The organism is Novosphingobium sp. BL-A-41-Hi4B-X5A (assembly GCF_055521705.1).
The window spans coordinates 1,585,694-1,607,723 of record NZ_CM145500.1; the positions used below are offsets into that span (position 1 = coordinate 1,585,694).

Annotated in this window: 18 protein-coding genes; 3 read left to right on the top strand and 15 right to left on the bottom strand. The window is 64.3% G+C overall.

All coding sequences use genetic code 11. The features are described from left to right. Window positions 1–334 precede the first annotated feature (334 nt). From ACZ1JY_RS07525 to ACZ1JY_RS07555, 7 genes are all read right to left on the bottom strand, one after another. Window positions 335–2,356, bottom strand: coding sequence for an ATP-binding protein (locus tag ACZ1JY_RS07525; protein WP_465130843.1), 2,022 nt, complete (start codon window positions 2,354–2,356; stop codon window positions 335–337). Further along, complete coding sequence (locus tag ACZ1JY_RS07530; protein ID WP_168903522.1) at window positions 2,357–2,710, bottom strand: lysozyme inhibitor LprI family protein; 354 nt, start codon at window positions 2,708–2,710, stop codon at window positions 2,357–2,359. Between the two features lie 133 nt (window positions 2,711–2,843). Beyond that, complete coding sequence (locus ACZ1JY_RS07535; RefSeq protein WP_465130844.1) at window positions 2,844–4,127, bottom strand: O-acetylhomoserine aminocarboxypropyltransferase; 1,284 nt, start codon at window positions 4,125–4,127, stop codon at window positions 2,844–2,846. Window positions 4,128–4,159: 32 nt separating this feature from the next. Further along, window positions 4,160–6,301 carry a methylmalonyl-CoA mutase gene (gene scpA / locus ACZ1JY_RS07540; RefSeq protein ID WP_465130845.1) on the bottom strand — a complete coding sequence of 714 codons (2,142 nt, stop codon included), beginning with the start codon at window positions 6,299–6,301 and terminating at the stop codon, window positions 4,160–4,162. A gap of 155 nt (window positions 6,302–6,456) precedes the next feature. Then, on the bottom strand, window positions 6,457–6,894 hold the full coding sequence (gene mce / locus ACZ1JY_RS07545; protein WP_465130846.1) for a methylmalonyl-CoA epimerase: 438 nt from the start codon (window positions 6,892–6,894) through the stop codon (window positions 6,457–6,459). Between the two features lie 2 nt (window positions 6,895–6,896). Then, on the bottom strand, window positions 6,897–8,075 hold the full coding sequence (locus ACZ1JY_RS07550; protein ID WP_465130847.1) for an acetyl-CoA C-acyltransferase family protein: 1,179 nt from the start codon (window positions 8,073–8,075) through the stop codon (window positions 6,897–6,899). 29 nt (window positions 8,076–8,104) lie between these two features. Beyond that, complete coding sequence (locus ACZ1JY_RS07555) at window positions 8,105–9,631, bottom strand: acyl-CoA carboxylase subunit beta (RefSeq protein ID WP_465130848.1); 1,527 nt, start codon at window positions 9,629–9,631, stop codon at window positions 8,105–8,107. Window positions 9,632–9,856: 225 nt separating this feature from the next. Between ACZ1JY_RS07555 and ACZ1JY_RS07560 the strand changes: the two genes are divergently transcribed. After that, the gene (locus tag ACZ1JY_RS07560; RefSeq protein WP_465130849.1) at window positions 9,857–11,272 is read left to right on the top strand and encodes a helix-turn-helix domain-containing protein; all 1,416 of its coding nucleotides are present in this window, start codon (window positions 9,857–9,859) and stop codon (window positions 11,270–11,272) included. A gap of 3 nt (window positions 11,273–11,275) precedes the next feature. On the opposite strand, the gene ACZ1JY_RS07565 is transcribed toward ACZ1JY_RS07560, so the two are convergent. The 5 genes from ACZ1JY_RS07565 to ACZ1JY_RS07585 all read right to left on the bottom strand — a co-directional run bounded on the left by ACZ1JY_RS07565 (window position 11,276) and on the right by ACZ1JY_RS07585 (window position 16,465). Beyond that, window positions 11,276–12,733, bottom strand: a complete 1,458-nt coding sequence (locus ACZ1JY_RS07565) for a DUF4403 family protein (protein ID WP_465130850.1) — start codon at window positions 12,731–12,733, stop codon at window positions 11,276–11,278. 124 nt (window positions 12,734–12,857) lie between these two features. After that, complete coding sequence (locus ACZ1JY_RS07570) at window positions 12,858–13,235, bottom strand: VOC family protein (RefSeq protein WP_118073182.1); 378 nt, start codon at window positions 13,233–13,235, stop codon at window positions 12,858–12,860. Window positions 13,236–13,317: 82 nt separating this feature from the next. Then, complete coding sequence (locus ACZ1JY_RS07575; protein ID WP_465130851.1) at window positions 13,318–14,466, bottom strand: dipeptidase; 1,149 nt, start codon at window positions 14,464–14,466, stop codon at window positions 13,318–13,320. 141 nt (window positions 14,467–14,607) lie between these two features. Next, complete coding sequence (locus ACZ1JY_RS07580; protein ID WP_465130852.1) at window positions 14,608–15,945, bottom strand: MFS transporter; 1,338 nt, start codon at window positions 15,943–15,945, stop codon at window positions 14,608–14,610. 46 nt (window positions 15,946–15,991) lie between these two features. Then, window positions 15,992–16,465 carry a MarR family winged helix-turn-helix transcriptional regulator gene (locus ACZ1JY_RS07585; protein WP_168903515.1) on the bottom strand — a complete coding sequence of 158 codons (474 nt, stop codon included), beginning with the start codon at window positions 16,463–16,465 and terminating at the stop codon, window positions 15,992–15,994. An 83-nt stretch (window positions 16,466–16,548) separates the two neighbouring features. Between ACZ1JY_RS07585 and ACZ1JY_RS07590 the strand changes: the two genes are divergently transcribed. Together ACZ1JY_RS07590 and ACZ1JY_RS07595 are read left to right on the top strand one after the other, a co-directional pair. Next, on the top strand, window positions 16,549–18,033 hold the full coding sequence (locus ACZ1JY_RS07590; RefSeq protein WP_465130853.1) for a carotenoid oxygenase family protein: 1,485 nt from the start codon (window positions 16,549–16,551) through the stop codon (window positions 18,031–18,033). After that, window positions 18,030–18,503: a DUF3237 domain-containing protein gene (locus ACZ1JY_RS07595; RefSeq protein ID WP_465130854.1), complete on the top strand. Its 474-nt coding sequence runs from the start codon at window positions 18,030–18,032 to the stop codon at window positions 18,501–18,503. The genes ACZ1JY_RS07590 and ACZ1JY_RS07595 overlap by 4 nt, the downstream gene beginning before the upstream one ends. A gap of 4 nt (window positions 18,504–18,507) precedes the next feature. Here the strand turns inward: ACZ1JY_RS07595 and ACZ1JY_RS07600 are convergent, their stop codons facing one another. From ACZ1JY_RS07600 to ACZ1JY_RS07610, 3 genes are all read right to left on the bottom strand, one after another. Further along, on the bottom strand, window positions 18,508–20,091 hold the full coding sequence (locus tag ACZ1JY_RS07600; protein WP_465130855.1) for an MFS transporter: 1,584 nt from the start codon (window positions 20,089–20,091) through the stop codon (window positions 18,508–18,510). A 136-nt stretch (window positions 20,092–20,227) separates the two neighbouring features. Further along, window positions 20,228–21,283, bottom strand: coding sequence for an amidohydrolase family protein (locus ACZ1JY_RS07605; RefSeq protein WP_465130856.1), 1,056 nt, complete (start codon window positions 21,281–21,283; stop codon window positions 20,228–20,230). 37 nt (window positions 21,284–21,320) lie between these two features. Continuing rightward, window positions 21,321–21,995 carry a DUF2490 domain-containing protein gene (locus ACZ1JY_RS07610; RefSeq protein ID WP_465130857.1) on the bottom strand — a complete coding sequence of 225 codons (675 nt, stop codon included), beginning with the start codon at window positions 21,993–21,995 and terminating at the stop codon, window positions 21,321–21,323. Between the last annotated feature and the right edge of the window lie 35 nt (window positions 21,996–22,030).

Consider the following 22,030-nt stretch of genomic DNA (forward strand, 5'->3'; position numbering starts at 1 on the left):
AGCGTCCGAAGGGGTGATGCGGGGTCATCATACCGAGGACGCGACGCTGTCCGAGGGCCGCCAAAACTCCGCCCGCAGGGGTGCCCAGCCCCGCTCGCTGGACATCGTCGCAGCCTCGCGACGATGAACCACATCGCCGCTTCGGCTGCTTCTCGCCAGCAAACGGGGCTGGGCATCCTCATGGGTCAGAGTCTGTGCAGCTTGGTATTACACCAACTCGCGTCATCCCGGCGCAGGCTGGGATCCATCTCGCTGCCCTCCCGACGAGCGGTAGTGGGCCCCGGCCTTCGCCGGGGCGACGTTCACTCGGTGTGCCGTAGCAAAGTACCCCGACTCACTCCATTTCGAGGATGATGGCGTCCACGGCCAGGCTGTCGCCGGCCTTGGCGTTGACCGTCTTGACCTTGCCCGCCTTCTCGGCGCGCAGGATGTTCTCCATCTTCATCGCTTCGACCACGGCCAACGGCTGACCTGCCTCGACCGTATCGCCCTCGCCCACGTTGAGTGACACAAGCAGACCCGGCATCGGGCAGATCAGGAACTTCGAAAGATCCGGCGGGATCTTTTCGATCATGTGCTGGGTCAAGTGCGCGATATGGGCGGGCAGGACTTGCACGTTGTGGATCGCGCCTCGAGTCGTCAGCTTGAAGCCCGCGCGGGTCGGCTCGACCTTCACCGACAGCGGCTTGTCGTCAACCTCGCAATGCACCATCCGGTCGCCCGGAGTGTATTCCAGCGCGATGTCGATGGCCTTGCCGTCAACGCTGATCTCGTCCTCGGTCAGTTCCACCGCATAAGTCGAGCCGCCGATCTTCACCGCCCATTCCGACGGCGGATCGAGATCGTGGCCAAGCTGGTTGTCGACCTGCCGCGCCCGGTCCGACCGGGCCGTTGCCAGGAACGCCGCCAGCGCCGCCAGCGACTGCTTCAACTCGTCAGACGTTGCCGCGCCGTGGAAACCCTCGGGATATTCCTCGGCGATGAAGCCGGTGGTCAGCTCCCCCGAACGGAAGCGCGGGTGCTGCATGATGGCGTTGACGAAGTCGATGTTGTGGCCCAGCCCCTCGATCTCGAAAGCGTCCAATGCCTCGATCTGCTTGTCCGCCGCCTCGTCGCGGGTCTTGCCCCAGGTGATCAGCTTGGCGATCATCGGATCATAGAACATCGAAACTTCGCCGCCTTCGTAGACGCCATCGTCCACGCGCACGCCGTCCACGCCGCGACGCCCGTTGGCCTGCCCGTCATCGGTCCATCCGGCGAGCGGCGGGTTGTAGCGGATCAGGCGCCCCGTCGAAGGCAGGAAGCCGCGATAGGGGTCTTCGGCATAGACGCGGTTCTCGATGGCCCAGCCATCGATCTTCACGTCGTCCTGAGTCATCGCCAGCTTCTCGCCATAGGCCACGCGGATCATCTGCTCGACCAGGTCGACGCCGGTGATCGCCTCGGTGACGGGGTGCTCCACCTGCAGGCGTGTGTTCATTTCGAGAAAGTAGAAGCTTTCACCGCTCGGGTCCGCGCCCGAAACGATGAGTTCCACCGTACCGGCCGAATAGTAGCCCACCGCGCGGGCCAGCGCGACGCACTGCTCGCCCATCGCCTTGCGCATCTTCGGGGTCACGAACGGCGAAGGCGCTTCTTCCACCACCTTCTGATGGCGGCGCTGGATCGAGCATTCGCGCTCGTTCAGGTAGAGAATGTTGCCGTGCTTGTCGCCGAGGATCTGGATCTCGATGTGGCGCGGGTTGAGGATGAACTTCTCGATGAACACGCGGTCATCGCCGAACGAATTCAGGCCCTCGCGCTTTACCGCTTCAAAGCCCTCGCGCACGTCCTTCTCGCTGTAGGCCAGGCGCATGCCCTTGCCGCCACCGCCGGCCGAGGCCTTCATCATCACCGGATAGCCGATCTCGTCCGAGATGCGTACGGCATGCTCGGTATCCTCGATCTCCCCGACGAAGCCGGGAACGACATTGACGCCCGCTTCCTTGGCCAGCTTCTTGGATTCGATCTTGTCGCCCATCGCGGCAATCGCGCCGACAGGTGGGCCGATGAATGCAATGTTCTCTGCCGCCAGTGCCTCGGCAAACGAGGTGCGCTCGGACAGGAAGCCGTAACCAGGATGCACCGCTTCCGCGCCGGTCTGCTTGCACGCCGCGATGATCTTGTCGGCAATCAGATACGACTGCGCGGCAGGGGCCGGGCCGATATGCACGGCTTCATCCGCCATCTGCACGAACGGCGCCCGCGCATCGGCATCGGAATAGACCGCCACCGTCTGGATACCCATCCGACGCGCCGTCTTGATCACACGGCAGGCAATTTCACCACGGTTGGCGATGAGGATTTTCTTGAACATTCAGATATCCTTGGCGAGTTCGGCGAGCGTATCGGTGCGCTCTATTGTAAGTTTTGTCAGGCAATTGATGTGAAGCATCTTATCTAGCGAAATGCCCAGATCGAACGGCCAGCGAGCTGCACAGTCGGCATCGCGAAATGTCAGCCAAGCGCGCTGTGCCACACGAAGCCGAGCCTCGTCTTCACGTGACCGCTCCCTGAAAATACGGACCGTAGTCTTCCACTGTGCATTCAAGGCTCGATCCGCCTCCGCGAATTCGGTCTGTGCGCATTCGTTGAGTTCGGATTGAATGGTCGTGTTCTTGCAGTCCGGCGAATTGCTAACTGCCGCCGCCAGCATCAGCATTACCGACATGCCGAGGTCTCCACTTCATTCGTCACCCCGGGCCTGACCCGGGGTCCCGCTTCTCCCGCAACCTCGAAAAAGGCAGCGGGGCCCCGGGTCAGGCCCGGGGCGACGGGAGAGAGGCGAGGCGAAGCTGCCAAGATCACACCAGCTCCAGCGCCTGCGCGAGGTCGGCCACGATGTCGTCGATGTGTTCGATGCCCACTGACACGCGCACCGTGTCCGGCCCGGCGCCTGCGGCCACCAGCTCTTCCTCGCCCAGCTGGCTATGCGTGGTCGAGGCGGGGTGGATGATGAGCGAGCGGGTGTCACCGATGTTGGCGAGGTGGCTGAACAGCTTGACCGACTGGACCAGCTTCACGCCCGCCTCGTACCCGCCCTTCACGCCGAAGGTGAACACCGCGCCACCTTTACCGCCGAGGTACTGCTTGGCCAACTGGTGATATGGGTCTTCCGGCAGGCCGGCGTACGATACCCACGCCACCTTCGGGTGGTTCTGCAACCACTGCGCCAGGTGCAGCGCATTGCTGCAATGCCGCTCCATGCGCAGCGCGAGCGTTTCCATGCCGGTCAGGGTCAGGAACGCGTTCATCGGCGCCATGGCTGGCCCCAAATCGCGCAGGCCGAGCACGCGGCAGCCGATGATGAAGGCAATCGGGCCGACGGGCTTCAGCGCCTCGGTCAGCACCGCGCTGTGATAGCTGGGGTTCGGCTGCGAGAGTGAGGGGAACTTGTCACTCGCCGCCCAATCGAACTTGCCCGAATCCACGATCAGCCCGCCGATGGAATTGCCGTGGCCGTTGAGGAACTTCGTGCACGAATGGACGACGATGTCCGCGCCATGTTCGATCGGGCGGCACAAAGCGGGGCTGGCCATCGTGTTGTCGACGATCAGCGGCACGCCTGCGGCATGGGCGACCTCGGCAATCGCCGCGATGTCCTGCACCACGCCACCGGGATTGGCGAGGCTTTCGATGAACACGCCGCGCGTCTTGTCGGTGATCGCGGCGGCAACGGCGGCGGGATCGTCGGCATCGACGAACACGGCCTTCCAGCCGAACTTGGCAAAGCTGTGGGCGAACTGGTTGAGCGTGCCGCCATAGAGCTTCTTGGCCGCCACGATCTCGCAGCCCGGCTCCATCAAAGTGTGGAACACGATGAACTGCGCGGCATGGCCCGATGCCACGCCCAGCGCGCCGACACCGCCCTCCAGCGCCGCGATCTTGGCTTCGAGCGCGGCGTTGGTCGGGTTCATGATGCGCGTGTAGATGTTGCCGAATTCGGCCAGCGAAAACAGGTTCGCGGCGTGCTCAGCACTGTCGAACACGTAGCTGGCCGTCTGGTAGATCGGCGTGATCCGCGCCTTGGTCGTCGGATCGGGCTCGCACCCGGCGTGGACCGACAGCGTCTCAAGCTTCTGTGTCATCGCATCTCTCCCGTTATACGGCGCGGATACTATCAGGCGGCGTCGATCTCGCTACCCAGCGGCGGCATGTTGTGGCCAAGCAGGCGCAGCATGTCGGCGGCGCATTCGACCACGTTCGAGCCGGGACCGTAGATGCCCTGCACGCCTGCCTCGCGCAGGTAATCGTAGTCCTGCGGCGGGATCACGCCGCCCGCCACAACCTTGATGTCTGCACGACCAGCGGCCTTGAGATGGCCTATCAGTTCGGGGATCAGGGTCTTGTGCCCGGCGGCAAGCGACGATGCGCCGACCGCGTCGACGTCCTTTTCCAGCGCCAGCGCCGCGGCTTCCTCGGGCGTCTGGAACAGCGGGCCGGACGTCACTTCAAAGCCCATGTCACCAAATGCCGAGGCGATGACATTGGCACCGCGATCGTGCCCGTCTTGTCCCATCTTGGCGACGAGCATGCGCGGCTTGCGGCCCAAGCGGCGGGTGACCGCCTCGACGCCATCGAGAACCTGCTGGTAGCGGCTATCGCCAGCATAGGCCGAACCATAGACGCCCTTGACCGGCGTCGGGAACGTGCCGTGGCGGCCGAAGACGACTTCCATCGCATCCGAAATCTCGCCCAGCGTGGCGCGGTGGCGCGCGGCTTCCACGGCGAGTTCGAGGAGGTTGCCGCCGGTCTTTGCACCTTCGGTCAGCGCATTCAGCGCCGCACGGCACTTGGTCTCGTCGCGGGTCTCACGCACGCGCTTGAGGCGGGCGATCTGCGCCTCGCGCACCGCGTGGTTGTCGACTTCAAGCGTCTCGATCTGGTCTTCGTTCGCCAGGCGATACTTGTTGACGCCGACGATCACGTCTTCGCCCCGGTCGACGCGGGCCTGACGGCCGGCGGCGGCCTCCTCGATCATCGCCTTGGGCCAGCCAGCTGCCACGGCCTTGGCCATGCCGCCATCGGCCTCGACGCGCTCGATGATCTCCCACGCCTTGTCGACCAGTTCCTGCGTCAGCGCCTCGATGTAGTACGACCCGCCGAGCGGATCGACCACGTTGCACATGCCGGTTTCTTCCTGGATCACGATCTGCGTGTTGCGCGCGATGCGGGCGGAGAAGTCGGTCGGCAGCGCGATGGCTTCGTCGAGCGCGTTGGTGTGGAGCGACTGGGTGCCGCCGAGCATCGCCGCCATCGCCTCGATCGTGGTGCGGATGACGTTGTTGTAGGGGTCCTGCTCCTGCAAGCTGACGCCCGAGGTCTGGCAGTGGGTGCGCAGCATCTTCGAACGTTCGTCCTGCGCGCCGAGCTTTGTCATCACCCGGTGCCAAAGCACGCGGGCGGCGCGCAGCTTGGCCACTTCCATGAAGAAGTTCATGCCGATGGCGAAGAAGAACGACAGGCGACCGGCGAACTTGTCGATGTCCAGTCCCGATGCCACGCCGTACTTCACGTATTCCATGCCGTCGGCAATGGTGAACGCCAGTTCCTGCACCTGCGTCGCCCCGGCTTCCTGCATGTGGTAGCCGGAAATCGAGATCGAGTTGAACTTCGGCATCTCGCGGCTGGTATAGCCGAAGATGTCCGAGATGATCCGCATCGAGGGCTCGGGCGGGTAGATGTAGGTGTTGCGGACCATGAACTCCTTGAGGATGTCGTTCTGGATGGTCCCGTCGAGCAGCTTGCGATCGACGCCCTGCTCTTCACCGGCGACGATGAAGAAGGCGAGGATCGGGATCACCGCGCCGTTCATCGTCATAGATACCGACATCTGATCGAGCGGGATGCCGTCGAACAGGATCTTCATGTCCTCGACGCTGTCGATGGCCACGCCGGCCTTGCCGACATCGCCCACCACGCGCGGATGATCCGAGTCATAGCCACGGTGCGTTGCAAGGTCGAACGCGACAGACAGGCCCTTCTGCCCTGCGGCCAGATTGCGGCGATAGAAGGCGTTGGATTCTTCCGCCGTGGAGAAACCGGCGTACTGGCGGATCGTCCACGGGCGCCCGGCATACATCGAGGCGCGCACACCGCGTGTGAAGGGGGCGAAGCCGGGAAGGCCGGGATCGGCGGTGACGTCCTCGGCGGTGTAGAGCGGCTTGACGGCGATGCCTTCCGGCGTCTGCCAGGTCAGATCCTTGCCCTTCACTTCCTTGGCCGCAGCGGCCTGCCAATCGGCCAGTGTCTTCTCGGTCATCGTCTCAATCTCCATGCCCTCTCCCCGGTCGGGGAGAGGATACGCAGGCTTGGCAGCTTGCTGCCTAGCCGAAGTTGGAGAGGGGCCTTGCGACGCTTTGGGTGCGCGCGCCCCCTCTCCCAACCCTCTCCCCTGAAGGGGAGAGGGCTAGAAGCTCAGTGCCCGTCCTTGGGCGTCTCCATGATCTCGGTCAGTTGCCCGCCCATGTCCTTGGGGTGGACGAAGAAGATCAGGGTGCCGTGCGCGCCGATGCGGGGTTCGCCGAGTACGCGCTTGCCCTGCGCCTCGAACCACGCTTTCGCAGCGTGGATGTCGGGCACTTCGTAGCAAAGGTGGTGCTGCCCGCCCAAGGGATTGGCGGCGAGCCACTTGCCCACGGCGCTGTCCGGGCTGGTCGGCTCGATCAGTTCGATCTGCGTGCCAGCGGTCCCGTTCTCGCCCGGCGTGTTGACGAAAGCGACGCGCACCTGCTGGCTTTCCAGCACGAACGGTTCGGTTATGTCCGAGGCGCCCATCACATCGCGGTAGAACGCGATGGAAGCGTCGATGTCGGGCGTCGCAACGCCGACGTGGTTGAGGCGGCCCAACTTCATGTTCAAACCTTTTCGATGACCATGGCGATGCCCTGCCCGCCACCGATGCACATGGTGATCAGGCCATAGCGTCCGCCGGTCCGGTGCAGCTCGTACATCGCCTTGATCGTCAGGATCGCGCCGGTCGCGCCGATCGGATGGCCGAGCGAAATGCCCGAGCCGTTGACGTTGGTTTTGGCCGGATCAAAGCCCAGTTCCTTGGCCACGCCGCAAGCCTGCGCCGCAAACGCCTCGTTGCTCTCGATCACGTCGATCTGGTCGAGCGTCAGCCCCGCGCGCGACAGCGCCACCGGCACAGCCTTGACCGGCCCCAGCCCCATCACGCCCGGCTCGACGCCCGCATGGCCCCAGCCGAGAATCTTCGCCATCGGCTTCAGCCCATGCTCTTCAACAGCCTTGCCGCTGGCCAGCACGACCGCAGCCGCGCCGTCGTTGATGCCCGAGGCATTGCCGGCGGTGACGGTGCCGTCCTTCTTGAACACCGGCTTGAGGCCAGCAAGGCTCTCGACCGTCGTCTCGCCACGCACATGCTCGTCGGTGTCAAACACCACCGTGCCCTTGCGCGTCTTGATCTCGACCGGGACGATCTGCTCCTTGAAGTAGCCAGCCGCGATTGCCGCGGCCGCGCGCTTCTGGCTCTCTGCCGCCAGCGCGTCCTGCTCTTCGCGCGAAATGCTGCAGCGCTCGGCCACGTTCTCCGCCGTCACGCCCATGTGGATGTTCTCGAACGGATCGTGCAGCGCGCCGAGCATGGCGTCCATCAGCACCTGATCGCCCATCTTCTGGCCGTTGCGCGCGGTCAGCACCATGTGCGGCGCGTTCGACATGCTTTCAGCGCCGCCGCCGATGGCAATGTCCTGCTCGCCCAGCGCAATGCCCTGCGCTGCCGAGACGATGGCCTGCAGGCCCGAACCGCACAGACGGTTCACGTTCATCGCCGGAGCCTCGATCGGCACGCCCGCGTTCACCGCAGCCACGCGGCTGACATAGGCGTCCTTGGGCTGGGTCGGCACGACCGTGCCGATCACCACGTTCTGCACCTTGTCCGCCGTGATCCCGGCGCGGGCGATGGCTTCCTTGATCACGATGGCGCCGGTCTCGGCCGGACGCAGCGAGGCAAGGCCGCCGCCGAAGGAGCCGATGGCGGTACGCGCGCCCGAGACGATGTAGATGTCGGTCATTTTCAGTCTTTCCAAAGTCTTGGGTCAGGTCACAGCGGAATGTTGTCGTGCTTCTTCCACGGGTTCTCGAGGCTCTTGTTCTTGAGCTTCCTGAGGCCCAGCGCCACGCGGCGGCGCGTCGAGTGCGGGTGGATCACCTCGTCGACGAAGCCCTTGCTTGCCGCCACGAACGGGTTGGCGAAGCGGTCCTCGTATTCCTTCGTCTTGACCGCCTGCTCTTCGGCAGAGAGGCCGCGGAAGATGATCTCGACCGCGCCCTTGGCGCCCATCACCGCGATTTCGGCGGTCGGCCAGGCGTAGTTCAAGTCACCGCGCAGGTGCTTTGAGGCCATCACGTCATAGGCGCCGCCATAGGCCTTGCGCGTGATCACGGTGATCTTGGGCACGGTCGCCTCGGCATAGGCGAACAGCAGCTTGGCGCCGTGCTTGATGATGCCGTTGTGCTCCTGCGCGGTGCCGGGGAGGAAGCCCGGAACATCCACGAAGGTCACGATCGGAATGTTGAACGCATCGCAGAAGCGCACGAACCGCGCCGCCTTCTTCGACGAGTTGATGTCGAGCACGCCGGCCAGCACCATCGGCTGGTTGGCCACTACGCCCACAGTGCGGCCTTCGACGCGCCCGAAGCCGCAGATGATGTTGGCCGCATGCTTGGGCTGGATTTCGAAGAACTCGCCCTCGTCCACCGTCTTGCGAATGACTTCGTGCATGTCATAGGGCTGCGTCGCCGAAGCCGGGACGATGGTATCGAGGCTCGGCTCGAGACGGTCATAGGGGTCGGAGGTTGGCCGCTCGGGCACATCCAAGCGATTGGACAGCGGCAGGTAATCGAAGAAATCGCGCGCCGCCAGCAGCGCCTCGATGTCGTTCTCCAGCGCAAGGTCGGCAACCGAAGTCTTGGTCGTGTGCGTCACCGCGCCGCCCAGCTCTTCCTGCGTCACAACCTCGTTGGTCACCGTCTTCACCACGTCCGGGCCGGTGACAAACATGTAGGAGCTGTCCTTCACCATGAAGATGAAGTCGGTCATTGCCGGCGAATAGACCGCACCGCCAGCACAAGGTCCCATGATCAGCGAAAGCTGCGGCACCACGCCCGAGGCGAGCACGTTACGCTGGAACACTTCGGCATAGCCGCCAAGCGACGCCACGCCTTCCTGAATGCGTGCGCCGCCCGAATCGTTGAGGCCGATCACCGGCGCGCCAACCTTCAGCGCCATGTCCATGATCTTGCAGATCTTCTGCGCGTGACGTTCCGACAGCGATCCGCCGAACACGGTGAAGTCCTGGCTGAACACATAGACCAGACGGCCGTTGATCGTGCCCGAACCGGTGACGACGCCATCGCCGGGGATGACCGTATCGGGCATGCCGAAGTCGACGCAGTTGTGCTCGACGTACATGTCCACTTCCTCGAAGCTGCCTTCGTCGAGCAGCACTTCAAGGCGTTCACGCGCGGTCAGCTTGCCCTTGGCGTGCTGCGCATCGATGCGCTTCTGCCCGCCACCCAGCCGCGCGGCTTCCCGGCGCTTTTCCATTTCGGCGATATTGGCGGACATGCGTGGCATCCCTTCTTCTGACTGGCGGACCGTTTTCTGCTGCGACTCCGGCCAGCTCCTCCTCCCCGAGGTGCCACGCCAGAGCCGCGCCCGCGCCCTGCCAGAACGACACTGGGCGCGGATCGGCGTTCCAACTGCGCCACGCCGCTTGCCAAGTCCAATGTTATTCTGCAAACTTGCGAAGGGCCACTTTGCAAAACTGGCCGGAGTTGGGGGACGGTATAAATGGCGCGACGCCGCTTGTTTGCAGGCGAACAGCTCAAGGCCTTGCGCATCACGCGCAAGCTGCGTCAGGGCGAGATGGCATCGCTTCTGGGCATCAGCGCCTCGTATCTCTCGCAGATCGAGAATGACGAGCGCCCACTCACCCCTGCGCTGACCGACCGGTTGCAGCAAAGCTTCCCGGTCGAATGGCAGGACTTCGCCGCGGACCGGGTCGAACCCGTGCTTTCCGCGCTGCGCGATGCCACGGCCGATCCGATGCTCGGTCAGATGCTTCCCGGCGATCAGGTGGAGCGCGTGGCCGAGCAATATCCCGCATTTGCTCACGCCTTTGCGCAGTTGTGGGACCAGCATCGCCGCTCGGTCCAGCGCCTCGAAGCCATCGACGAAGCCTTGGGTTCGGACAGCATTTCCGGCGGCCGCCTGCCGTGGGAGGAAGTGCGCGACTGGTTCCACCACGCCAACAATTACGTCGACACCATCGACCGCGCCGCCGAACGACTCGCCGTGCGCCTGTCCGGCACCGGCATGACGCCAACCTCGGCGCAGATGGCGATCTGGCTTGAAAGCCGTGGCATCGCGGTCGAGCAGGTCAGCGGCGGGGCCATGCGCCGCTTCGATCCAGAGGCGCGGCGGCTGACGATCGACCCCAACCAACCCATTGAATCCGCTCGCTTCCAGATCGCCTACCAGCTTGCCGCCGAAGCCCTGCGCGAGGAGATCAGCGCGATTGTCGGTGAGGCAACGCTGCAGTCCGACGCCGCGCGCCAGCTGCTGACGGTGGGCCTCGGCAACTATGCGGCGGGCGCGCTGATCATGCCCTACGAGTGGTTCCGCACCCGCGCCCGTGCGCTGCGCCACGATATCGACCAGTTGCGTCTGACCTTCGGCGCCAGCTTCGAACAGGTCTGCCACCGCCTCTCGACGCTGCAACGCCCGCAGGCACGCGGCATTCCGATGTTCTTCTGCCGCGTCGACATGGCCGGCAACATCACCAAGCGCCACTCCGCCACGCGCCTGCAGTTCGCCCGCTTCGGCGGCGCCTGTCCGCTATGGGTGGTGCACGAAGCCGTGGCGATCCCCGACCGCATCCACGTCCAGGCCGCCGAAATGCCCGATGGCGTGCGCTATGTCTCGATTGCCAAGGGGCTGGTGAAGCCTTCGGGCAGCTACTACCGCACACCCCGCCGCTATGCCGTGGCGCTGGGTTGCGAAGCCGCTTTGGCTGACGAATTCATCTATGCCGACGGCATCAACCTCGCCCGGCCCGAGGCGGTCACCCGGATCGGCATCTCCTGCCGCATCTGCCCGCGCGACAAGTGCGATCAGCGCGCATTCCCGCCCAGCGACCGCGCCATCGTCGTCGATCCGCACGAACGCGATCTGGTGCCCTATGGGATCACAGACTTCACGCCATGATGGTCAGTTCACCACGCGCACAGTCGCCGTGCCGGTAGCCCAGACCGGCAGGTAAAGCCCCTGCCCCGCCGCCTGCAATTGTCCGGAGCGAGTGCGCAGCAGGTCCGCCTCGACAATGAAATCGCCCTCGCGCTTGACCTCTATCGCGCGGTCGACCTTGCCGAGCAACTTGGCATAGTCGCGCTCGAAATCCTGGGTCAGCGACGAGGCCACGTACTGCGCCACGCCCGGCGCATTGATCAGGTCGATGATCAGATCGCCGCCGGTCATATCGGTCGTGCCGCTGACGCTCAGGTCCTCGAAGCCGACACGGCGGGAGTTCTTCGCATTCACCGGCTTTCCGGTGAGCCACACCGTGCCGCTGGCAGTCTCCCCACCCGCCTGAGGACGGGCGGAAAAGTTGATACCGACCGCGATCTTGCCACCCTTGGTGCCATAGATCTCCACCGCCTTGAACTGCGCCATGACCGGGCCCACGCCAGGCACGTCGAACGGCTGTGCCGACCGCTTCGTCAGCGCCTTCATCAGCACCGGCTCAAGTTCGCGATAGTCGGCAAAGACCGGGAGGAAGAATTCGAGCTTGCCCGCGCTCTGCTCCAGCCGCTTCATGTTCGGCAAGGGAGCGGACTTGGGATCAGCCGGTCGTTGGCCGACGAAGGTCTCGGTCAAGGCTTGGAGGCCCAGCCGCAACCGCAGCTTGCCACCAACCACCTGATAGCCGCCATAGCGCAATTCACGCGGAGTAATGCGCATCCACACCGGCGGGTTTTCACGGTTCAGCGAAACCGTGGTGAAAGCATCGGCCCAGGCCTTGGCCACCGCTTCGCGCAAGTGCAGCTTGCCCAGTTCTCCCGGCAGATCGCGTTCGAGCTTGGCAATGACCGGGCGAAGCTTTTCATCCGCCTTGTCGGCAATGTCGATGCGCTGCCCCATGAAATCGACGTGGGGTGCGTCGGTCCAGTCATAGCTGATGTCCACCCTGCCGCGCGGAGTCCAGTCAGGCGCGATGTCGAGCCGCACAACGGCATGGGCCATGGCATCGGCAGTTGCGGATTCGTCGATCAGCCCGGCGACGTTTTCGCCGCGGATCTTGGCATGGAGCGGCATCGCGATGCGGATGTCGCGGCCTGATCCTTCCAGCCGCAGGCTCCCGCGTGTGACCGCGCCGATGATGCGGCACTTCAGCTTTGGCGTCTTGATCGTGGCGATGCCGATATCCAGGCCCTTGCTCTTGACGCAGGTCTGGCCCGGCTTGTCGATCGTCCACAACTGCTGGGAAATCTCGCGTTCCAGCACGCGAGACAGGTCGGCCAGATCGGCCTCTACCGGGACCGTGATCAGCGACGGCGCAGGCTCGACCTCGATCGCGTCGGACGTGCGGACGGGCTTGCCGCCCCCGCCTGCGCCATTGCAGCCGGACAAGGCGAGGAGGATTGCGAGGGGAGCGAGGAGGCGGTGCATGTCGCCCTCAACGCTGGATGCGGCCAAATGGTGCCCCGGCGCGGCGAGCCGACAGCCCAAGAAAACAGGACAGGAGCGCCAAGCCCCTGCCCTGCCACAATTTTAATCGTCGGATCGAACGGAATCAGGCGTTCGGATTGGGCGCGAAGGCGCAGATCTTGTTGCCATCGGGATCGCGCAGGTAGGCGCCGTACTGCTTGCCCGGCGAATTTTCGCGCACGCCCGGCTGCCCTTCGCAGGTGCCGCCGTTGGCAAGTCCGGCGGCGTGCCAGGCATCGACCACCGAGGAGTCAGCCGCCTTGAAGCCGAGGGTGTAGCCGTTCGAGACGGTGTGCGCTTCGCCGTTGCCGGGCTTGGCCACGATCAGCGAGCCGTTGGGCGAAGGGAACAGCGTGCCGTGCGGCAGTTCCACCGCATTGTGGCCGAGCGTCTGCATCACCGCGCTGTAGAATTTGCGCGATTTTTCAATGTCGTTGGTGCCAAGGAAAGTGTGGGTGAACAAGGTGGTCTCTCCGTCCAGATTGTTATTGAACCAAACTATCTTGCCGTGATCCTGTCACTGCGTCGAGAGCGAAAATGAAACGTCAGAACGTTGTCGGGCTTTCGAGCGGCGGGTCGGCGCGGTGCGCGGCGGCATAGATTTCAGCCGCCCTCATCACGCGCAACATGTTGCCGCTGCTCAGTTTTGCAAGGTTCGCCTGCGACCATCCGCGCTGCTTCAACTCGGCGAAGAGCGCGGGATAGGTCGAGACGTCCTCCAAGCCCTGGACCGTGGCTTCGACACCATCGAGGTCTCCGCCGAGGCCGACGTGGTCGGCGCCGATCAGTTTCGCAATGTGATCAATGTGATCGGCAACATCCTTGATGCTGCCGCGCGGCATCGGGTTGGCCTTGTCCCATGCTTCGATCGCGGCTTTTTCGGCATCCGGATCGCCGCGGTTAAGTGCCTTGGCGCGAGCCATTTCGGCATCGCGCGACGCGCTCCATTGTCGTGCCGCTTCAACGACATAGGGCGGGTAGAAGTTGACCATGACAATCCCGCCCGCTGCGCCGATGGCCTTCAGCGTCTCGTCCGATATATTGCGGGCGTGTTGGTTGATCGCGCGGGCGTTGGAGTGACTTACGATCGGCGGCGGACCGCCCAGCGCGAGCACGTCGCGCATCGTCGCCTCGCTCACGTGGGCGAGATCGACCAGCATGCCAAGCCGTTGCATTTCCTTGACAACTTTGACACCGAACGGCGTCAGACCATCGTGCGCTGGGGAGTCGGTGGCGCTGTCGGCCCAGGCGTTGTTCCTGAAGTGGGTCAGCGTCATGTAGCGCGCGCCGAGGGCATACATCTGGCGCAGCACGCCCAAGGAACCACCGATGGAATGGCCGCCTTCCATGCCGAGAAGCGAGGCTATCTTCCTTGATTTCCACGCTTTTTCGACGCAAGCGGTGTCGGTGCAGAACTGCATTTCAGCCGGATGCCGCGCGATCAGGCGCTTCATCACGTCGATCTGTTCGAGTGTTGCCTGCACTGCCTGCGGTTCAGACAGATCGGCCGAGACATAGACCGACCAGAACTGTGCGCCGACGTTTCCGGCGCGCATTCCGGGCAGGTCGGTCATCATGCCCGACGCACGGGAGTCATTGAAATCAAAGCCTTCCAGCACGTCCTTGCGGCGTTCGCGCAGCTGTTCGGGTACGTCGTTGTGGCCGTCCCAGACCAGCGGCGAGGAACTTTCCAACTCTCGCGAACTCTGGGGGGACTCTGCGGCAACTCCCCCGCAACTCCCCCACAACAGCGCCGTGCAGACGAGGGACGAAACGAGGCTTCTGGTCACGCGCATTTCGTCCGCTCCGATCCGGCCCAAGATCCTGAGGTGATCCTATGCGGCAGGCTGCTCCGCCATCACATCATCGCCATCGCGCTCGGGCAGCATCAGGAACAGCACAAGGCTGAAAATCGAGCCCATCGCCATGATGACAGACACCGTCAACAGCTGGTCATCCCCCAGCCAGCCGAACAGGGTGCCCGCCAGCAGCGGACTTCCCGCAGCGCCCAGCCGCCCCACGCCCAGCGCGAAACCTGTGCCGGTGGCCCGCGCATAAGCCGGAAAGCCGCGCGCGAAGGCGGCATAATAGCCGCTGATCGCCGCATTGGTGAAGAAGCCGGCGATCATCGTCGCCATTTGCCAAGCGCTCAACGTATCACGACCGGTGCCGAACCAGGCCACCAGCATCGCGCCGATCAGCAGCATCAGCGCGGTTGGCCACCTGACTCCCAGCCGTGCCATCACGAAGCCGAAGAGCGCACTGCCGAGGAACCCGCCGATGTTGGCATATGTCAGCACCGTGGCCGCCTGTGCCGGAGGATAGCCCGGCGGATAATCGGACACGATCTGCACGCCGAACTTCAGGATGTAATAGAAGGTGATGCAGTGGAATGTGTAGCCGAACGCCAGCAGCAGGGTGACCGGGCGCAGTCTGGGGTTTGACAGGATATCGGTAACGCGCGGCTTGGCGGCGCCCGGCACGATCACTGGCAGATCGCTGACGGCAGGCTTGCCGAAAGCGGCGAGCGTGCGGTTCACGCCCGCGAGATTGCGCTTCGTCACCAGATAGGCCGCCGTTTCGGGCACCAGCACCAGAATGATGGGGATCAGAACTGCGGTTACCACCGCACCAAACACGAAGACCGCGTGCCAGCTGTAAGTGGGCAGCAGCCATTCCGACGCCGCAATTCCGCCGATGATCGCACCCAATGGATAGCCGGCCACATAGACCGCGATGGCGATGGAGCGCCAGCGGCTGTTGGTGCTTTCGGCAACCACCGCGTTGGTGGTCGTGAGCATCCCGCCGATGCCGATGCCAGTGAGGAACCGGTAAGCGACCATCGGCTGAACCGACGCCGCAATGCTTGCCAGGTACATGCCAATCGCCATCAGCACGAGGCAGACCAGCATGGTGGACTTGCGGCCATAGCGGTCTGCCGCGCCGCCCAGCAGCACCGAACCGAAGCCCATGCCGAGCAGTTCGGCCGAAAGCACCACGCCCAGCGCCGGGCGGGCAATGCCCCACTCGGCGGTGATCCCCGGCGCGGCAAAGGCGCTCGACAATACGTCAAACCCGTCGAGCGCGTTCAACAGCACCATCAGGACCACCACGATCCACTGGCGAACGCCCATCGGCGTCTGCTCGATCACCTCGCGCGGGGTTTGTGACATGCGGCCCGATTCCTCTCCAAAAACACTTATTGCTATCTGTTATAACTTATTCGTGGATTCTGGAAAGCAGTTCGATGAGCTGCCGCACTTCCTTGTCGGAAAAGCGGCTTTTCACCCAGGCCTCGTGCTCGCCAATGGCCTGCTTGGCACGGCCCAGCATCTCGATGCCATCGGGTTCGAGGAACAGCGCCTGCTTGCGCCCGTCCTTGGGTGAGCGGTCGCGCCGCAGGAAGTGCTTGGCCTGAAGGCGGTTGATGATGGCCATGGTGGTGGCACGGTCCATGCGCAAGCGCTGCGCCAGATCGGTCTGCGCGATGCCGGGGTGATCATCGACCAGCCAGAGCACCGAGACCTGCTTCTGCGTGAGATCGAGATCGGTGAAGGTTTCCGTGAAATGCCTGAGGCACGCGCCGTGGGCGAGACGGATGTGGAAGCCGAGAATATCGTTGATCGCGCCGACGTCGTCCTCGTCGGTGTGGCCGACGGGTGCGATGGCGTCGGCGAATTTGTCCTTGATCAATGCCCTTCCCCCAACAAACGCGGCCCCAACGAATGCGCTTGTCTAATTGTTAGCAATACATACAATATCACGAGGAGGATGCCATGGCTCAATTTCCGAACACCCCCAGCTTCACGGGATTCAACACGCCATCGCGGATCGAGGCGGATATCGCCGATCTGGCCCACGAAGGCACGATTCCGCAAGGGTTAAACGGCGCATTCTATCGCGTCCAGCCCGACCCGCAGTTTCCCCCACGCCTTGCCGACGACATCGCGTTCAACGGCGATGGCATGATCACCCGCTTCCACATCCATGATGGCCAGGTGGACTTCCGCCAGCGCTGGGCGAAAACCGACAAGTGGAAGCTGGAAAATGCGGCCGGAAAGGCCTTGTTTGGCGCCTATCGCAATCCGCTGACCGACGACGAGGCGGTGAAGGGCGAGATCCGTTCGACCGCCAACACCAACGCCTTCATCTTCGGCGGCAAGCTGTGGGCGATGAAGGAGGACTCCCCTGCCCTCGTCATGGACCCGGCGACGATGGAGACGTTCGGGTTCGAGAAGTTCGGCGGCAAGATGACCGGCCAGACCTTTACCGCGCATCCCAAGGTGGACCCGAAGACCGGCAACATGGTTGCCATCGGCTATGCCGCATCCGGCCTGTGCACCGACGATGTGGCTTACATGGAAGTGAGCCCGACAGGCGAACTGATCCGCGAGGTGTGGTTCAAGGTGCCCTATTACTGCATGATGCACGATTTCGGCATTACCGAGGACTACCTCGTGCTGCACATCGTGCCGTCGATCGGCAGCTGGGAGCGGCTGGAAAAGGGCATGCCGCACTTCGGCTTCGACACGACCAAGCCGGTGCACCTTGGCATCATCCCGCGCCGCGACGACGTGCGACAGGAGGACATTCGCTGGTTCACCCGCGACAACTGCTTTGCCAGCCACGTGCTCAACGCCTGGCAGGAAGGGACGAAGGTGCACTTCGTGACCTGCGAGGCGAAGAACAACATGTTCCCGTTCTTCCCCGACGTCCACGGCGCGCCGTTCAACGGCATGGAAGCGATGAGCTACCCGACCGACTGGGTGGTGGACATGGCGAGCAACGGCGAGGACTTTGCCGAGATCGTGAAACTTTCGGACACGGCTGCCGAGTTTCCGCGCATCGATGACCGCTTTGCGGGCCGCAAGACGCGCCATGGCTGGTTCCTCGAGATGGACATGAAGAGGCCGGTCGAGCTTCGGGGCGGCAGTGCCGGCGGGTTGCTGATGAACTGCCTGTTCCACAAGGACTTCGAGACCGGGCGCGAACAGCACTGGTGGTGCGGCCCGGTATCGAGCCTGCAGGAGCCGTGCTTCGTGCCGCGTTCCAAGGATGCCGCAGAAGGTGACGGCTGGATCGTGCAGGTGTGCAACCGGCTGGAGGACCAGCGCAGCGACCTGCTGATCTTCGACGCGCTGGAGATCGAGAAAGGTCCGGTGGCCACGGTACACATCCCGATCCGCCTGCGTTTTGGCCTGCATGGCAACTGGGCGAATGCGGACGAGATCGGGCTGGTCGAGAAGGAGATGGCGGCGTGATTCAGCCCAGAATCCAACCAGGCCTGGAGTTCGTCTACGAGGCGACCGGCGATCTCGAGCCGCCAGTGCCCATCGGCGAAACCTATGACGGGACGCGACGGATCATTCCGATTGTTGGCGGCGGGCGCGTGGAAGGCCCGCTAATCAAGGGCAAGCTGATCGGCAATGCGGCCGACTGGCAGGTGACGCGGCCGGACGGGGTGACCGTGGCCGATGCGATCTATGCGCTTGAAACCGATGACGGGGCGGTGATCCAGATCCGCAATCGCGGGCTGCGGCATGGCCCCCCGGAGGTGATGCAGCGACTGGCCTCGGGGCAGGACGTGGACCCGGCGGAGTATTACTTCCGCACCGTGCCCGAGTTCATCGCGCCCAAGGGGAAGTACGACTGGATGAACCGGTCGATCTTTGTCTGTTCGGGCGCGCGGTATCCCTTGGGGATCAAGCTTTGGGTGTGGCGGGTGACCTGATCGGTCACCCTTCCGCTCTCTCCAAAAGTGCCCCTTCATCCCGCTGTGCGCGGCGAGCAATGAACAGCATCAGGACCGCGATCGGGATCGCGACCGCATTGATCGAGAGCATCGCGGTGCGCAAGGATCCGGTGGCGTCGGACAGGAGGCCGACGACGTAGGGGCCGATGCCCATGCCGAGGATCGTCATGACCAGCAGGTAGAGGCTGGAGGTGAGCCCCCGCATGCGCGGCAGCACCTGATCGTACATGATCGCGTAGAGCGGCGGCATCCAGCCGGTGAGGATGAAGCTGTAGATCAGGAAGCGGGCGTAGAAGCTGCCGGGATCGGCGGCGTAGTAGACCCAGAATGACATGACCGGCGAGACGGCCATCGCGAAGAGTGCGACCCAGGCGCGACCGGCGCCGGGGAAGCGCTGGTTCAGCCAGTCTGACAGGGGTCCCCATGCCAGCGGGCCGATGATGCCCATGGCCGCCGACAGCAGTCCGAACTGCAGCGCGGTTTCCTGCATGGTCAGGCCATAAGTGCGGATCAGGAAGCTGGGGTTGAACGCCATCATCCCGTAGTTGATCACCGACTGCAGTGTGCCGACGGCGATGCACATCATCACCGTGGGTGAGCGCGAGATGACGCGGAAGGCCTGGGCATCGCCCAGCTTCATGCCCTGCATCAGGTTGACGATGACGAAGACGCCGAGGCCGATCACGCTCCACTGCAGGGCATGGGGATTGAGCGTGACGCTGCCGAGTTGCATCGGCGGCTTGGGGCTGATGGCGTTGCTGAGCAAGGTCAGGGCGAAGGCGGCGGCGGCGATCAGGACGAGCGCCAGCAGGTTGCCGCGCACCATGGCAGGGCTGGCGCCCCTGCCCTTCATGCCGATCCAGTGGAAGCCGGGCGTGACCGAGCCGAGCAGGCCGAGACTTTTGCGGAAAGGATGGGCCTCTCGAGCCGTCTCGATCCCGTCCATCTGGCCGCGCACGGGCTCCTTCAGCATCCACAGGAAGGCGGCGAGGACGAAGCCGGGAGCGGCGGCGACGAGGAAGGCGAATTGCCAGCCCTTGAGGCCGCCGGCCGCGTGGTTGGCGTCCCACCAGTGCGCGGCGACGCCGCCGAGGATCAGCGAGCCACCAAGGCCGAGCGCGATGGCCGAAGCAATGACCGACATGACGAAGCCGCGGCGGTGCTTGGGCCAGAAGTCATAGAGCAACGACGTGCCCGCAGGTGCGGTCGCCGCCTCGCCGATGCCGACGCCGAGGCGCGACAGGGCGAGCATGGCGAAGCTCGACGCCAGCCCGGCAAGGCCGGTGGCGGCGGACCAGAACAGCAGGCTGATCGCCAGCAGGCGCGTGCGGACCCAGCCATCGGCGAGACGGCCCACGGGAAGCGAGAACAGCGCGTAGAACAGCGCGAAGACGGTGCCGTAGAGCAGGCCCATCTCGGCGTCGCCGATGGCAAGGTCCTTCTTGATCGCAGGCGCGAGGATCGCGAGGATCTGGCGATCGAGCAGGCTCATCGCGTTGGTCAGCGCTACCAGGATCAGCGCGTACCATGCGCCGGGGGCCAAGGTACGGCGGGGTTCTGTGGTCATTGGCTCTCCCGTCGTTCTTTTACGCTACCGTTGCTGGCCCACCCCCCAGCCCCTCCCGCTTGCGGGAGGGGGATGAAAGCACTGCCCTCTATCCCCCCCCCGCAAGCGGGAGGGGTCGGGGGTGGGCTACTTCACTTCACAGCTTGAACCACTTCTCCGCATTCGTCTGGAAGAACTTCTTCTTGGTTTCGTCGCTCATGTCCATTGCGTCCATCGCACGGACTTCGTCGGCGACGTACTGGTAGGGGTAGTCCATCGCGTACATCACGCGGTCTTCGCCCATGACCTGCTGGCAGAACTTGATCGCCGGTTCCCACGCCACCCCCGAATTGGTGACGAGGACGTTGGTCTGGAGGTATTCGGCGATGGTCTTCTTCAAGGGCTTCATGCGCTCGTAGCGCTGCGAGCGGACGCCTGCCTGGTGCATGTAGTCGAGGCGGTAGAGCCAGTAGGGCAGCGCCTCGCCCATGTGGCCGACCATGATCTGCAGGCTCGGATACTTGTCGAAGATGCCGATGGTGATGAGGCGCAGGAGGTGCATCCCCGTTTCGACGCCGAAGCCGAAGATCGCGCCGTCGAGCCCGGCATCGAGCATCGGGCCGATCATCGAATCCGGCGAAGTGGCGGGGTGGATGTAGAGCGGCTGGTCGACCTCGACGAGGGCGCGGAAGATCGGGTCGAAGTACGCCTCGTCGAGATAGCGCCCTTGCGTGTGGCTGTTGATCTGGATGCCCTTGAAGCCGAGTTCCTTGGCGCCGCGATGAATCTCGCGGGCCGACCATTCCGGGTCCTGCGGGGCGACCGTGCCCATGCCGATGTAGCGGGTGGGGTGCTTTTCGCAGGCATCGGCGAGCGTGTCGTTGGCGCGGGTGGCGAGCGTCTTGGCTTCCTCGACATCGAGCAGCGGCTGGACGCCGGGCGAGGTCAGCGCGAGAATCGCCTTGTCGATGCCGGTGGCGTCCATGTCGGCGATGCGGCGGTCGCCGAGATCGAGCAAGCGCTCGAGAATCTGCGTGGCGCGCTCCGACGGGGACTGCGCGTAGAAGCCCCAGAGCGAGACCATGCCGCGGTCCGCCGTGCCGTCGCGGATCATGCGCAAGTAGACGTCGATGATCTCGCGCGTGGCGAAGGCTTCCTCGGTGGCGATGCGCAGGTAGCCCTGTTCGCCACCGGTCTTGAGTTCTGTCGTCATGCAGGCTTCCTTCCCGGGGAAGACAGCCTGCGGTCCATCACTTGCGGATGGTGAGCGACAGGCTGCCGATGTGGTTCATGCGATCGGGCACGTTGAAACGGTTGACGTACTGGCCCGAATATCCCGCCTCGATGGCAATGCCCTTGGCGATAGGTACGCCCACCCCGGCAAAGGTGCGCAGCTGGTCGAACCCGGCGCGCTGGCCCCATGAGGTCGTGTCGAAATTGACGAAGGGTTCGGCCCAGACAATGGCGTTGAGGCCCTTGGCCACCGGCGTTTCGACGCGCACCTGCTGACGCAGGCGCCAGCCCATGCCGGAGCGCCCTTCCAGCCAGCGCTGTTCGAGACGGGTGCGAGAGGTAACCGTCGTCTTGCCGGGGCCGCCGACCACGCGAACAAGCGCCTGCTGGAACATGCGGTGCTCGTCGGTCGGCGTGCCGTTCAACGGCTCGGTGCGGACATAGGCGTAGCCGAGGAACAACGTGTCGCTGGGCGTGATGCGGTATCCGACGGCGGGACGCAGCAGGACCTGCCCCAGCCGGTCCGCTCCATCGGTGAAGCGCAGTTGCACATCGGTGAAGAGCAGGACCTTCTGCCCGACCTCGATCGTCGAGAACTGGGCCAGCCAGACCTGTTCGTCCTCCTGCGCGGCCATGGCCGTGGCGGGGAAGCAGAGGCCGGCGGCGGCCAGCAGGAGACGCGTGCGCCGCATGGGAAACTCCGGGCAAGTGGGGATGACCCTTGCGC

Coding starts and splice junctions, on each gene's coding strand:
- ACZ1JY_RS07525 (WP_465130843.1), bottom strand. CDS start 2,356: ATGTTCAAGAAAATCCTCATCGCCAACCGTGGTGAAATTGCCTGCCGT.
- ACZ1JY_RS07530 (WP_168903522.1), bottom strand. CDS start 2,710: ATGTCGGTAATGCTGATGCTGGCGGCGGCAGTTAGCAATTCGCCGGAC.
- ACZ1JY_RS07535 (WP_465130844.1), bottom strand. CDS start 4,127: ATGACACAGAAGCTTGAGACGCTGTCGGTCCACGCCGGGTGCGAGCCC.
- scpA (WP_465130845.1), bottom strand. CDS start 6,301: ATGACCGAGAAGACACTGGCCGATTGGCAGGCCGCTGCGGCCAAGGAA.
- mce (WP_465130846.1), bottom strand. CDS start 6,894: ATGAAGTTGGGCCGCCTCAACCACGTCGGCGTTGCGACGCCCGACATC.
- ACZ1JY_RS07550 (WP_465130847.1), bottom strand. CDS start 8,075: ATGACCGACATCTACATCGTCTCGGGCGCGCGTACCGCCATCGGCTCC.
- ACZ1JY_RS07555 (WP_465130848.1), bottom strand. CDS start 9,631: ATGTCCGCCAATATCGCCGAAATGGAAAAGCGCCGGGAAGCCGCGCGG.
- ACZ1JY_RS07560 (WP_465130849.1), top strand. CDS start 9,857: ATGGCGCGACGCCGCTTGTTTGCAGGCGAACAGCTCAAGGCCTTGCGC.
- ACZ1JY_RS07565 (WP_465130850.1), bottom strand. CDS start 12,733: ATGCACCGCCTCCTCGCTCCCCTCGCAATCCTCCTCGCCTTGTCCGGC.
- ACZ1JY_RS07580 (WP_465130852.1), bottom strand. CDS start 15,945: ATGTCACAAACCCCGCGCGAGGTGATCGAGCAGACGCCGATGGGCGTT.
- ACZ1JY_RS07590 (WP_465130853.1), top strand. CDS start 16,549: ATGGCTCAATTTCCGAACACCCCCAGCTTCACGGGATTCAACACGCCA.
- ACZ1JY_RS07600 (WP_465130855.1), bottom strand. CDS start 20,091: ATGACCACAGAACCCCGCCGTACCTTGGCCCCCGGCGCATGGTACGCG.
- ACZ1JY_RS07605 (WP_465130856.1), bottom strand. CDS start 21,283: ATGACGACAGAACTCAAGACCGGTGGCGAACAGGGCTACCTGCGCATC.
- ACZ1JY_RS07610 (WP_465130857.1), bottom strand. CDS start 21,995: ATGCGGCGCACGCGTCTCCTGCTGGCCGCCGCCGGCCTCTGCTTCCCC.